This window comes from Gluconacetobacter johannae (genome assembly GCF_014174305.1).
Taxonomy (GTDB): Bacteria; Pseudomonadota; Alphaproteobacteria; order Acetobacterales; family Acetobacteraceae; genus Gluconacetobacter; species Gluconacetobacter johannae.
In genome coordinates, this window is record NZ_JABEQH010000008.1 from 100,962 (window position 1) to 113,228 (window position 12,267).

General features: G+C 67.9%; 11 protein-coding genes. 5 read left to right on the forward strand and 6 right to left on the reverse strand.

Annotation, left to right across the window (positions count from 1 at the left end):
- Positions 1-6 precede the first annotated feature (6 nt).
- The 4 genes from dnaA to mutM form a co-directional block, all read right to left on the reverse strand.
- Positions 7-1,452 (reverse strand): chromosomal replication initiator protein DnaA, encoded by a 1,446-nt coding sequence (dnaA, locus tag HLH21_RS07395; protein ID WP_182942852.1) that lies wholly within the window; start codon positions 1,450-1,452, stop codon positions 7-9.
- A 166-nt stretch (positions 1,453-1,618) separates the two neighbouring features.
- Complete coding sequence (locus HLH21_RS07400) at positions 1,619-1,822, reverse strand: hypothetical protein (protein WP_182942854.1); 204 nt, start codon at positions 1,820-1,822, stop codon at positions 1,619-1,621.
- A 47-nt stretch (positions 1,823-1,869) separates the two neighbouring features.
- Positions 1,870-2,139 carry a 30S ribosomal protein S20 gene (gene rpsT / locus HLH21_RS07405; RefSeq protein WP_182942856.1) on the reverse strand — a complete coding sequence of 90 codons (270 nt, stop codon included), beginning with the start codon at positions 2,137-2,139 and terminating at the stop codon, positions 1,870-1,872.
- 123 nt (positions 2,140-2,262) lie between these two features.
- Positions 2,263-3,126, reverse strand: coding sequence for a bifunctional DNA-formamidopyrimidine glycosylase/DNA-(apurinic or apyrimidinic site) lyase (mutM, locus tag HLH21_RS07410; RefSeq protein ID WP_182942858.1), 864 nt, complete (start codon positions 3,124-3,126; stop codon positions 2,263-2,265).
- Between the two features lie 29 nt (positions 3,127-3,155).
- Between mutM and HLH21_RS07415 the strand changes: the two genes are divergently transcribed.
- From HLH21_RS07415 to HLH21_RS07435, 5 genes are read left to right on the forward strand one after another with little or no spacing between them, the layout of a single operon-like run.
- Positions 3,156-3,950, forward strand: a complete 795-nt coding sequence (locus HLH21_RS07415; protein ID WP_182942860.1) for a class I SAM-dependent methyltransferase — start codon at positions 3,156-3,158, stop codon at positions 3,948-3,950.
- A 2-nt stretch (positions 3,951-3,952) separates the two neighbouring features.
- Positions 3,953-5,200, forward strand: a complete 1,248-nt coding sequence (coaBC, locus tag HLH21_RS07420; protein ID WP_182942862.1) for a bifunctional phosphopantothenoylcysteine decarboxylase/phosphopantothenate--cysteine ligase CoaBC — start codon at positions 3,953-3,955, stop codon at positions 5,198-5,200.
- A complete protein-coding gene (dut, locus tag HLH21_RS07425; protein WP_182942864.1) occupies positions 5,197-5,667 on the forward strand; it encodes a dUTP diphosphatase in 471 nt (156 codons plus the stop codon). The genes coaBC and dut overlap by 4 nt, the downstream gene beginning before the upstream one ends.
- 39 nt (positions 5,668-5,706) lie before the next feature.
- A complete protein-coding gene (locus HLH21_RS07430) occupies positions 5,707-7,437 on the forward strand; it encodes an ABC transporter permease (RefSeq protein ID WP_182942866.1) in 1,731 nt (576 codons plus the stop codon).
- Positions 7,438-7,474: 37 nt separating this feature from the next.
- The gene (locus tag HLH21_RS07435) at positions 7,475-8,821 is read left to right on the forward strand and encodes an ABC transporter ATP-binding protein (protein WP_373319585.1); all 1,347 of its coding nucleotides are present in this window, start codon (positions 7,475-7,477) and stop codon (positions 8,819-8,821) included.
- Here the strand turns inward: HLH21_RS07435 and msrA are convergent.
- The gene (gene msrA, locus HLH21_RS07440) at positions 8,818-9,393 is read right to left on the reverse strand and encodes a peptide-methionine (S)-S-oxide reductase MsrA (protein ID WP_182942870.1); all 576 of its coding nucleotides are present in this window, start codon (positions 9,391-9,393) and stop codon (positions 8,818-8,820) included. The two genes, HLH21_RS07435 and msrA, sit on opposite strands and share 4 nt — an antisense overlap.
- Positions 9,394-9,506: 113 nt before the next feature.
- Positions 9,507-12,200, reverse strand: a complete 2,694-nt coding sequence (locus HLH21_RS07445) for a valine--tRNA ligase (RefSeq protein ID WP_182942872.1) — start codon at positions 12,198-12,200, stop codon at positions 9,507-9,509.
- Positions 12,201-12,267 lie beyond the last annotated feature (67 nt).

Consider the following 12,267-nt stretch of genomic DNA (forward strand, 5'->3'; position numbering starts at 1 on the left):
GCGCGATCAGCTTTCGAGCATGCGCCGCAGAAGCTCGACATCCTCGGCGAACGCGGTGTCGCGTTCCATCAGCTCGGTGACGCGGGCGACGGCGTGCATGACGGTGGTATGGTCGCGATTGCCGAATTTCCGGCCGATTTCCGGCAGCGAACGGCTGGTCAACTGCTTGGCCAGGTACATTGCCACCTGCCGCGGACGGGCGACGGCGCGGGCCCGGCGGGCCGACGACATGTCGGTCAGGCGGATATTCCAGTGCTCGGATACCTTGCGCTGGATTTCCTCGATCGTCACCCGGCGGTCGTGGGCCTTCAGGATGTCGTGCAGCACATCCTGTGTCGCTTCCAGCGTCACCGGCCGGCCGAACAGGTTGGCATGCGCGATCAGCCGGTTCAACGCGCCTTCCAGTTCGCGGACGTTGGACGTGATCTTGTGCGCCAGGAATTCCAGCACCTTGCCCGGAACGGCGACGCCGGACGCGGCGGCCTTGGATTCCAGGATGGAAATCCGCAACTCGAACGTCGTGGCATGGATGTCGGCGACCATGCCGCAGCCCAGCCGGGTCCGCAGCCGATCCTCCAGCCCCGACAGGTCGGACGGCGACTTGTCGGCCGACACCACGATCTGCCGGCCCGCATCCACCAGGGCATTGAAGGTATGGAAGAATTCTTCCTGCGTATTGTCCTTGCCGATCAGGAACTGCAGGTCGTCGATCATCAGCACGTCGACCGACCGAAGCTGCTCCTTGAATTCCATCGTCGATTGCGACCGGATGGCGGCGATGAAGCGGTACATGAACTTTTCGGCCGACATGTAGGCGACCGACACCGCCCCGCCCCGCACCAGTTCCGACCCGATGGCATGCATCAGATGCGTCTTGCCCAGCCCGACGCCGCCATACAGGAACAGCGGATTGAACCCCGGGCTGGACGGCCGTTCCGCCACCCGGCGCGCGCAAGCATAGGCAAATTCGTTCGGCTTGCCGACGACGAAGGTATCGAAGGTGAAGCGCGGGTCCAGCGGCGCCGCCAGATCGTTGCGATTTTCAGGAACCCGGTCCTCGGCCACCGCCGGCGCCGCCGCTGCAACGCCCCGATCGTCGCCGCCCGGCGCGGCACTGGCGATCGGGGCCGATGGCGTGGCGGCCGCGCCCTCGGCGCGGGCGACCTGCAATTCCACCCGGCGGATCTCGGGGATTTCGGCGTTCCACAGCGTGCTGAGGCGATCGCCATACTGGCTGCGTACCCAGTCGCGCAGGAAACGGGTGGGCAGGTTCAGGGTGATTTCGTCCCCATCGACGGGGCCGATCGTGATCTGCTTCAGCCAGGTCCGGTACTCGACCTCGCCCACCTCGGCCTGCAGCCGGGCGCAGATCCGGGTCCAGTGGATATCGAGGATATTCCGGGCCGACCGAGCCTCCGCGACGGCATCATATCCACCCAATTCGCCCGTCATCCCAACTCCCGGCCGTTCGAGGACATGACTGCCCGGTTGCACGGATAATTCCGCACGGTTGTTTCCAGACACCAAGACATCACCCATCGCGTCGCACCCACCTTCGGCAGGCATTCCCGTTCGACAGGCACAGTTTTCCACCTGCCCGACACCCTGGCGGGTGCGGTCACATCGCTTCACCAATCATTACGACAGGAAGACGCGAATAATAGGTCACAGGCCGGGCAGAGGCAACGAAAAACTGGCGAACCAGCCACGCCAAAACCCCAAAACCAACCGGCCAGACCAGCAGGAACTTGCACAATAACGCAAAAGCCGGACCCTGCGCCGAAACGCCTGGCCCGACTTTTACTAAATTTTCACCGTCCACAAACCCGTTACTTTCCCCGAGGAAAATAATACCGGGTCGTCAGCCGATCACGCTGCGGCGATCGCCTTGATCCGGGCCGACAGGCGGGAGATCTTGCGCGCAACGGTGTTGGCGTGAATGACGCCCTTGCCCGACGCCCGCTGCATTTCCGGCTGGGCCTCACGCAGGGCCTCGGCCGCCTGCGCCTTGTTGCCGGTCGCGATCGCGGTCTCGACCTTCTTGATGAAGGTACGCATGCGCGAGACGCGTGCCGTGTTGCGCGCGTTGCGGCGCTCGTTCTGACGGATGCGCTTGCGCGCGGATGCGGTATTGGCCATCGTTCTCAGTTCAGCATAAATCAGGTTACGAAGTCCGCCGCCTGACATGTGCGGACATCCAGATCAGGCTGGCGATCTAGTCCAAGGCTTCATCCCTCGTCAAGACACGTCTTCGCGGAACAGTCATTCTTCGTCATCCGGGATCTGGGTCCGGGGGCAGAAGAACGTCGCGCGCCCCACCTGGACGATCCGCACCACGCCCGCGCAGGCCGCCCCACCCGGACACTCCGGGCAGCCCTGTCCCGCGCGGCCGTAGACGCGCCAGGCATGCTGGAAATAACCCAGTTCCCCATCCGGCCGGACATAGTCGCGCAGGCTTGATCCCCCCGCCGCGATCGCCTCGCGCAGCACGGCGCGGACGGCCCGGACCAGGGCGGCCTCCTCGCGTTCGTCCAGGGCGCAGGCCAGGCGCGCGGGGTGGATCGACGCGCGGAACAGGGATTCCGACACATAGATATTGCCCAGGCCCGCCACGACGGCCTGGTCCAGCAGCGCCGCCTTGATCGACGTCCGGCGCCCGGCCAGGGCCTTGTGCAGCCAGCGTTGCGAAAACTGGTTTCCCAGCGGCTCGGGGCCGAGGCGGGCCAGCAGGCGGTGCCGGTCCTCGTCCGCGGTGGGCATCAGATCGACCGCGCCGAAGCGCCGGGGGTCGATCAGGCCGAATCGCGCCCCGCTTTCCGTCTCGAAGGCCAGATGTTCGTGCCGCGCGGGGTCGGGCGGCGGCGCATCCCCCGGCCCCGACAGCAGCACCCGCCCGGACATGCCCAGATGCAGCAGCAGGGTTTCCCCGCGATCCAGCCGCATCAGGATATATTTGGCCCGCCGCCGGAAATCGACGATCCTGGCCCCGGTCAGACGCGCGGCCAGCCGCTCGGGGAACGGGAAGCGCAGCCCGTCCCGCCGGACCGTCGCCCGCGCGATCACCTGGCCTTCGAGATGCAATCGCATCCCGCGCATCACTGTTTCGACTTCAGGGAGTTCCGGCATGACCGGATCTGAGGTTATATCCCTGGTCCATGACCGACAATACCTTCCAGCCCCCGTTTGCGGACTCCGCAATGCCCCATCCCGCCCACGCGGACACCACCGATTTCGGCTTCCGCGACGTTCCGATCGCCGAAAAGAAGCCGATGGTCCGCGCCGTCTTCGACAGCGTGGCCAAGCGGTACGACATCATGAACGACGTCATGTCGCTGGGCATCCACCGGGCGTGGAAGAAGATCTTCATCACCGAACTGGGCGCCCATCCGGACCTGACCCTGCTGGATCTGGCCGGCGGGACGGGCGACATCTCCTTCGGCTGGCTGCGGGCCGGCGGCGGCCAGGCCATCCTGTCGGACATCAACGCCAACATGCTGGCCGTCGGCCGTGAGCGGTCGCTGGAACGCGGCCTGATTTCCAGCCTGCGCTTCGCCGTGATGGACGCCGAGGCCATTCCCCTGCCCGACCGCTCGGTCGACCGGGTGTCCATCGCGTTCGGCCTTCGCAACTGCACCGACAAGAACGCCGTCCTGCGCGAGGCGCGGCGCGTCCTGCGTCCGGGTGGCCGGTTTCTCTGCCTCGAATTCTCCCGCGTGCAGGTGGCGGCGCTGTCGCCGGTCTATGATGCATGGTCCTTCCAGGTGCTGCCCCGGATGGGGGCCGCGATCGCCGGCGACCGCGAGAGCTACCAGTACCTGGCCGAAAGCATCCGCATGTTCCCCGACCAGGAGACTCTGGCCGGCATGATGCGCGATGCGGGGCTGGAACATGTCTCGTACCGCAACCTGTCGGGCGGGATCGCGGCCATCCATTCGGGCTGGCGGATCTGAGCATGACGCCGCACGCCCCCGCACCCGACGGGCGATCAGTGCTGCTGATCGTCTGCGGGGGCATCGCGGCCTACAAGAGCCTGGAACTGATCCGCCTGCTGACCGCGCGGGGCGTGCGCGTGCGCGTGGTGCTGACGGCGGCCGGCGCGCACTTCGTCACCCCGCTCAGCCTCCAGGCCCTGACGGGCGAGCGCGTCTTTTCGGACCTGTTTTCCCTGACCGACGAGAGCGAGATGGGGCATATCGTCCTGTCGCGCGCCTGCGACCTGCTGGTGGTGTGCCCGGCGACGGCCGATATCCTGGCGCGGATGGCGGCCGGCATGGCCGACGACCTGGCCACCACGCTGCTGCTGGCGACCGACAAGCCGGTCATGGTCGCGCCGGCGATGAACGTGCGGATGTGGGACCACCCGGCCACGCAGGCCAACATGGCGACCCTGCGCGCGCGCGGGGTCGCGGTCGTGGGGCCGGAGGTCGGCCTGATGGCCTGCAACGAGACCGGACCCGGACGGCTGGCCGAACCGCCCACGCTGGCCGATGCCATCTTCCGCCATCTGGACCACGGCGCCGAAGCCCTGCCGTCGCTTGCCGGGCGACATGCCCTTGTCACCGCCGGGCCGACGCATGAGCCGATCGACCCGGTGCGTTACCTGGCCAACCGCTCGTCGGGCCGCCAGGGCTATGCCATCGCCGCCGCGCTGGCCGCGCGGGGCGCGCGCGTCACCCTGGTCAGCGGCCCGGTGGATCTGCCGCCGCCGCCGGGCATCGAGGTGCGGCGGGTCGAAACCGCCGCCCAGATGCTGGCGGCGTGCCAGGCCGCCCTGCCCTGCGACATCGCCATCTGCACCGCCGCCGTCGCCGACTGGCACGTCGCCAGCCCCACCGACCGCAAGATGAAGAAGGCCCCGGGAGCCGCCGCGCCGATCCTGACCCTGGCGCCCAACCCCGACATCCTGGCGCAGCTCGCCGCCGCCGGGCCGGCGCGCCCGGCCCTGGTCATCGGCTTCGCGGCCGAAACGCACGATGTGGAGCGGTACGCGGCGGCGAAGCGCGTGGCGAAGGGATGCGACTGGATCGTCGCGAACGATGTGCGGCCCGAAACCGGCATCATGGGCGGCGCGGAAAACGAGATCGTCCTGATCTCCCCCGACGGGTCCGAACGCTGGCCCAGGCTGACGAAAGAGGCCGTGGCGCAGCGTCTGGCGCAGCGGATCGCCGAATATTTTTCCCCCGACCGGAGTCCCGCATGACCGCCCCCACCATCCCCGTCGCCGTCCGACGCCTGCCCCATGCCGAGGGCCTGCCCCTGCCGACCTACGCGACGGCGGGCGCCGCGGGCATGGATTTCCTGGCGGCGGTCGAGGCACCCGTCCTCGTCGCGCCGGGCGCCCGGGTCCTGATTCCGACCGGCCTGTGCATCGCCCTGCCGGCGGGATATGAACTACAGGTCCGCCCGCGGTCGGGACTGGCGCTGAAGCACGGGATCACCCTGCCCAACTCGCCCGGCACGATCGACGAGGATTATCGCGGGGAAATCGGCATCATCCTGCTGAATACCGGCACCGAGGCGGTAACGATCGAGCGCGGCATGCGCGTCGCCCAGGGCGTGCTGGCGCCCGTCGTCCGCGCCGGCTGGCACGAGGTCGGGACATTGGATGAAACGGCGCGCGCGGGCGGCGGATTCGGCAGCACGGGAACGGCGGCCCCCGCAGCCTGAGGCCCGGCGCACCGTCAGCAGGACAGGAAGGTTAGGTTCATGACGGCGAGCACGCTCCCCGCCCAGACGTCCCGCCAGGGCCGTCCCAACCTGTTCGACCTCGCGGCCCTGCTGTGCCTCATGGGGCTGGCCGTCCTGCTGGCCTCGGCCGGCCGCCACATGCTGGCGCCGCTGTCCGCGCCCAATGCGGCGACCATCCATCTGGACCCGTCCTGGCTGCCCGGATATGCCGTGCGGACCACGCTGCGGATGTTCGCGGCTTTGCTGGCGTCCCTGCTGTTCACCTTCACCTACGCCGTGTGGGCCGCCAAGAGCCGCCGGGCCGGCCTGATCCTGATCCCGGTGCTGGACGTGCTGCAATCCGTCCCGATCCTGGGGTTCCTGACCTTCACGATCGTGTTCTTCATGGGGCTGTTCCCCGGCCAGGTCATGGGGGCCGAACTGGCGGCGATCTTCACGATCTTCACCAGCCAGGCCTGGAACATGGCCTTCAGCATGTATCAGTCCCTACGCAGCATCCCGCCCGACCTGGAGGAGGTCGCGCGCGGGTTCCGCCTGACGTCCTGGCAGAAATTCTGGCGGCTGGAGGTCCCGTTCGCGGTGCCGGGGCTGGTGTGGAACGCCATGATCTCGATGTCCGGCGGATGGTTCATGGTGGTGTATTCCGAGACGATCACGGTGGGGAACACCGATGTCCTGCTGCCCGGCATCGGGTCGTATGTCGGCACCGCCATCGCCCAGCGCGACCTGTGGGCGGTGCTGTACGCCATCATCACGATGCTGGTGGTCATCCTGGGCTACGACCAGCTGGTCTTCCGTCCACTGGTCGCGTGGTCGTCGCGCTTCGCCACCTCGACGATCGACGTGCGGTCGGCCGACGATCCCTGGATGCTGGTGCTGCTGCGCCGCACCGCCCTGCTGCGTCGGGTGACGGATTGGATCGGCAACGGGCTGACGGCGATCGGCGGCCTGCCGCTGGGCCGTCGCCCATCGGATGCGCGCCACCACAAGATGCGGGTGCCCGAGCGCGTGAAGGACGCGGGGTGGGCCACCTTGCTGGCCGGCCTCTGCGCCGTCGCGGCCTGGCAGGTGTGGCAGTACGTCCACGCCACGTTCCCGCTGGCCGAGATCTGGCATGTCATCGGGCTGGGCGGGCTGACCCTGATGCGGGTGATTGCGATGGTGCTGCTGGCCTCGCTGATCTGGGTGCCGGCGGGGGTGTGGCTGGGGCTGGACGCAACGCGGGCCCGCCGCACACAGTTCGTCGCGCAGTTCATGGCGGCCTTTCCCGCCAACCTGTTCTTCCCGATCTTCGTGGTGGTCATCGTTCATTTCCACCTGGCCAGCGACATCTGGCTGACGCCGCTGATGATCCTGGGGACGCAGTGGTACATCCTGTTCAACGTCGTGGCCGGGGCCGCGTCGTACCCCGCCGACCTGCTGGAGGTCGCACGCAGCCTGCATGTGGGCGGGCGCCTGTGGTGGCTGCGGGTGATCCTGCCCGGCATCGTCCCCTACTACATCACCGGGGCGATCGCGGCATCGGGCGGCGCGTGGAACGCCGCCATCGCCGCCGAGGTCGCCAACTGGGGCGACGTCCATCTGGCGGCCCACGGGCTGGGCGCCTACATCGCCCACGCCACCCTGCGCGGCGATACCGCGCATGTCGGGCTGGGCATGACGATCATGGCCGCCTTCGTCCTTCTGTTCAACCGCGCGGTCTGGCGTCCGCTTGCCGAATATGCCCGCCGTCATTTCACCTTCAGCTGAGGCCCTCCACGTGATGCCCCCTGCGATGCCCCATGAGATGACCATGCCCGCCTCGGCGCCCGCCGGGCCGGACCATGACGAACTGATCCGCATCGTCGGCTGCCGGCAGGCCTATCACAAGGAAAGCGCCGCCGACCTGGTGGTGCTGGACGACGTGCACCTGACCCTGCGGTCCGGCGAGATCGTCGGATTGCTGGGGCGTTCGGGGTCCGGCAAATCCACCCTGCTGCGGATCATCGCGGGCCTGTTGCCGCCGACCTCCGGCCAGGTGCTGTGGAAGGGGCACGAACTGCAGGGCCCCGCGCCGGGCATCGCGATGGTCTTCCAGTCCTTCGCGCTGTTCCCCTGGCTGACTGTGCAGAAGAATGTCGAACTGGGGCTGGAGGCGAAGGGCGTGCCGGCGGCCGAGCGCGAGCGTCTGGCCGAAAACGCCATCGACCTGATCGGCCTGGGCGGGTACGAAAACGCCTATCCCAAGGAACTGTCGGGCGGCATGCGCCAGCGCGTCGGCCTGGCGCGCGCGCTGGTCGTGCACCCCGACCTGCTGCTGATGGACGAGCCGTTCTCGGCGCTGGACGTGCTGACGGCGGAAAACCTCCGCACCGACCTGATCGAACTGTGGGCCGAGCGCCGCCTGCCGATCAAGTCGGTGCTGCTGGTGACGCACAATATCGAGGAAGCGGTGCTGATGTGCGACCGCATCCTGGTCTTTTCGTCCAATCCGGGGCGGGTGGCGCATGAGCTGACGGTGCCGTTCGCCCACCCTCGCAATCGCGAGGCCCCGGCCTTCCGGCAGGTGGTGGACCGGATCTACGCGCTGATGACCCGTCGCGCGCCCATTGTCTCGGAAGCCGAACTGCCCGGCGAGGAAGGTCCCCAGCCGGCCCCGGCGGTCCAGATCGCCCTGCCCTCCCTGCCGATCAACACCATGGTGGGCATGATGGAAACACTGGCCGCCGATCCGCTGGACGGGCGCGCCGACCTGCCGCTGCTGGCGTCGCGGCTGCAACTGGAACTGGACGATCTGTTCCCGCTGGGGGAATCGCTCCAGCTTCTGGAATTCGCCGAACTGGAAGACGGCGACATCATCCTGACGCAGGAAGGCGCCCGCTTCGTCCAGAGCACCCATGACGAACGCAAGCACATCCTGTGGCACAGCCTGCTGCACAATATTCCGCTGGTCCGCACCATCCGCGCGGTCCTGGACGAACGGCCGAACCATCGCGCCAGCGCCGAACGCTTCCGTGACGAGCTGGAGGACAGCATGTCCCCCGATTACGCCAAGCAGACCCTGCAGACGCTGATCGGCTGGGCCCGCTACGCCGAACTGTTCGATTTCGACGAGGAAGCCGACCAGTTGTTCCTGGACGAGGAAGCCTCCTAGACGCGACGCACCAGCGCCAGCCGGTCGTGGAACAGGCGGCGCACCTTCGCGACCTTCGGCGAGATCACGGCGACGCAATAGCCGCGTTCGGGATGTTTGGCGAAATAGTCGTGATGATAAGGCTCGGCCTCGTAGAACCGCTCCAGCGGACGGATCTCGGTGACGATCGGGTCGGGCCACAGGCCGGAGGCCGCGATTTCGTCCCGCACGGCACGGGCGGCGCGTTCCTGCGCGGCATCCGTGCAGAAGATCACCGAACGATACTGGGTGCCGACATCCGCACCCTGCCGGTCCGGCGTCGTCGGGTCATGCAGGGTGAAGAAGATCCGCAGCAGGTCCGCATAAGGCAGGATGTCCGGATCGAACCCCACCCGGACGATTTCGGCATGGCCCGTCCGGCCGGTACAGACCTCCTCGTACGTCGGGTCCGGCCGGATGCCGCCGGCATATCCCGGCGCCAGGTCCAGCACCCCCGCCAGTTCCCGAAGCATCGCCTCGATGCACCAGAAACATCCGCCCCCCAGATAGGCGACGTCCCGGCGGGACGCGCCATGCGTCGTATGGTCCGTCATCCGAATCCCCCGTCCCGATCATCTGGCCCGTCCCTCAACATGTGACGGCGCGGGCCGGATTAAAAGAGAAGTGATGGTGACGACGGCGCGACTCCGGGCCGACCCGGCGCCGATCAGGCGATACGGGCCAGGGCCGCGTCCAGCCGGGCGCGCTCGCCCTGCTGCTGGGCCAGGCGATCGCGATTTTCCTCGACGACCTCGGGCTTGGCGCGCGCAATGAAATCCGCATTGCCCAGCTTGCGCTCGACCTTGGCGATTTCGTCGTCGATCTTCCGGCGCTCCTTTTCCAGGCGCTGGCGCTCCTGCGACAAATCAATAATTCCGGCCAGCGGGATAACCAGCGTCGCCTCGTCCACCACCAGCTGCGCCGCGCCCTGCGGCATCTCGCCCGCCAGCACCGTGACCTCGGACACCCGGGCCATGCGGCCGATCGCCTCGGCCCAGCGGCCGGCCCGCTCCACCGTCGCCGGCGCGGCGTCACGCAGCAGCACGGGCGCCAGGCGCGACGGCGGCACGTTCATTTCGGCGCGCACGGTACGAATCGCCGAGATGAACCGCACGACCCAGTCCAGTTCGGCGGCAGCCTCCTCGGCGCCGTCCGGGCGGACGGCTTCGGGCCATGCGGTGGTCATCAGGCTGCCGGGCGCGCCGAACCCGAACTGCGCCCACAGGTCGTCGGTGACGAACGGCATCACCGGCTGCAATATCCGCAGGATCACGCCCAGCACATGGGCCGCGACCGCGCGGATTTCCGCCGCCTGCGCCGCGTCCTCTCCGTTGAAGACCGGCTTGGCGAACTCCAGGAACCAGTCGCAGAAGCAGTTCCAGACGAAGCGGTAGCAGGTCGCCGCATATTCATCGAAGCGGAAGGCCTCCAGCGCCGCGTTGGCCTCGACGCTCGCGCGCGCGGCCTCGTCCAGGATCCAGCGGCCGAGCGCCGAGGTCGCATCCTGGGGGCGGAAGCCGTCCACCGGCTTCACCCCGTTCATCTCGCAGAACCGCGCGGCATTCCAGATCTTGGTGACGAACGAGCGATGTTCCTCGATCCGCTTCTGCCCCAGCTTGACGTCGCGGCCCAGCCCGGTCAGCGCGCAGACCGTAAAGCGCATGGCATCGGCGCCATACTGGTCGATCATCTCCAGCGGGTCGATGCCGTTGCCCTTGCTCTTGGACATCTTCTGTCCGCGCTCGTCGCGGACCAGCCCGTGGATGAAGACCGTGCGGAACGGCACGTCGTCCATGAAATGCAGGCCCATCATCATCATCCGGGCCACCCAGAAGAAGATGATGTCGAATCCCGTCACCAGCACGTCGGTCGGGTAGTAGCGCGCCAGGTCCGGCGTGCGCTCCGGCCAGCCCAGCGTGGAAAACGGCCAGAGGGCCGAGGAAAACCACGTGTCCAGCACGTCCTCGTCCCGGCTCAGGGCCGCGTCGTGGCCATAGTGCGCGTGGGCCTGCGCCTGGGCGTCGGCCTCGTCCCGCGCCACGAACACATGCCCGTCCGGACCGTACCAGGCCGGAATCCGGTGTCCCCACCACAGCTGCCGGCTGATGCACCAGGGCTGGATCTCGCGCATCCAGGCGAAGAACGTGTTTTCCCACTGCTGCGGCACGAACTGGACGCGGCCGGTCTCCACCGCCGCGATCGCCGGTCCGGCCAGCGTCGCGGCATCGCAATACCACTGCGTGGTCAGGCGGGGTTCGACGACCGCGCCGCTCCGCTCGGCATGGGGCACCTGGTTGCGATGCGGCTCGATCTTCTCCAGCCAGCCCAGGCGCTCCAGTTCCTCGACCATGGTCTTGCGGGCCTGGTCGCGCGGCAGGCCGTCCAGCCCCCGGACGAACTGCGGATCGGCCAGCCCGTCCTCGGCACGCAGATCGCCCTCGATCTCGGCCAGGGTGATGCGGGCATCGGCGTCCAGCACGCTGGGCATCGCCAGCTTGTGGCGGCGTCCGACCTCGAAATCGTTGAAATCGTGCGCGGGGGTGATCTTGACCGCGCCGCTGCCCTTTTCAGGGTCCGAATGCGTGTCCGCGACGACGGGGATGCGCCGGCCCGTCAGCGGCAGGACCACCGACCGGCCGATCAGGTCGGCATAGCGTTCGTCCTCGGGATGCACGGCAACCGCCATGTCGCCCAGCATCGTCTCGGGCCGGGTGGTCGCCACGGTGATGGTGCGGCCCGGTTCCCCCTCGACGGGATAGCGGATGTACCACAGGCTGCCCTGGATTTCGCGATTCTCGACCTCCAGGTCCGAAATCGCGGACCGGAAGGCCGGGTCCCAGTTCACCAGCCGCCGGTCCCGGTAGATCAGCCCCTGGCGATACAGGGTGACGAAGACCTCGCGCACCGCCTGCGACAGGCCGTCATCCATGGTGAAGCGTTCGCGCGGCCAGTCCAGCGAGGCCCCCAGCCGGCGCAGCTGCGTCGTGATGCCGCCGCCCGATTCCGCCTTCCATTGCCACACCCGCTGCTCGAACGCCTCGCGGCCCATCGCCTGGCGCGAGGTGCCTTCCTTCTGCAAGGTGCGTTCGACCACCATCTGCGTCGCGATGCCGGCATGGTCGGTGCCCGGCTGCCACAGGGTGTCGCGCCCCTGCATGCGCCGCCAGCGGATCAGCGTATCCTGCAACGTCATGGTCAGCGCGTGGCCGACATGAAGCGTGCCGGTCACGTTCGGCGGCGGGATCATGATCGTGTAGGGCTGGGCGTCGCTGCCCGGATCGGCGGCGAACGCGCCATTCCGTTCCCAGAGCGCATATAATGTCGGTTCGATCTCGCCGGGCGAGAAAGACTTGTTCAGCATCGCGAAAGCCAGACCTAACTTGATGAATAGCCGGCGGGATACGCCCCGTGTCCGCCGCTTATACCGA

What these genes read in the sequence shown, in the direction of transcription:
- dut (WP_182942864.1), top strand. Translation starts at nt 5,197, where the DNA reads ATGACCGCCCCCACCATCCCCGTCGCCGTCCGACGCCTGCCCCATGCC.
- HLH21_RS07415 (WP_182942860.1), top strand. Translation starts at nt 3,156, where the DNA reads ATGACCGACAATACCTTCCAGCCCCCGTTTGCGGACTCCGCAATGCCC.
- rpsT (WP_182942856.1), bottom strand. Translation starts at nt 2,139, where the DNA reads ATGGCCAATACCGCATCCGCGCGCAAGCGCATCCGTCAGAACGAGCGC.
- msrA (WP_182942870.1), bottom strand. Translation starts at nt 9,393, where the DNA reads ATGACGGACCATACGACGCATGGCGCGTCCCGCCGGGACGTCGCCTAT.
- HLH21_RS07445 (WP_182942872.1), bottom strand. Translation starts at nt 12,200, where the DNA reads ATGCTGAACAAGTCTTTCTCGCCCGGCGAGATCGAACCGACATTATAT.
- HLH21_RS07435 (WP_373319585.1), top strand. Translation starts at nt 7,475, where the DNA reads ATGACCATGCCCGCCTCGGCGCCCGCCGGGCCGGACCATGACGAACTG.
- coaBC (WP_182942862.1), top strand. Translation starts at nt 3,953, where the DNA reads ATGACGCCGCACGCCCCCGCACCCGACGGGCGATCAGTGCTGCTGATC.
- mutM (WP_182942858.1), bottom strand. Translation starts at nt 3,126, where the DNA reads ATGCCGGAACTCCCTGAAGTCGAAACAGTGATGCGCGGGATGCGATTG.
- dnaA (WP_182942852.1), bottom strand. Translation starts at nt 1,452, where the DNA reads ATGACGGGCGAATTGGGTGGATATGATGCCGTCGCGGAGGCTCGGTCG.
- HLH21_RS07430 (WP_182942866.1), top strand. Translation starts at nt 5,707, where the DNA reads ATGACGGCGAGCACGCTCCCCGCCCAGACGTCCCGCCAGGGCCGTCCC.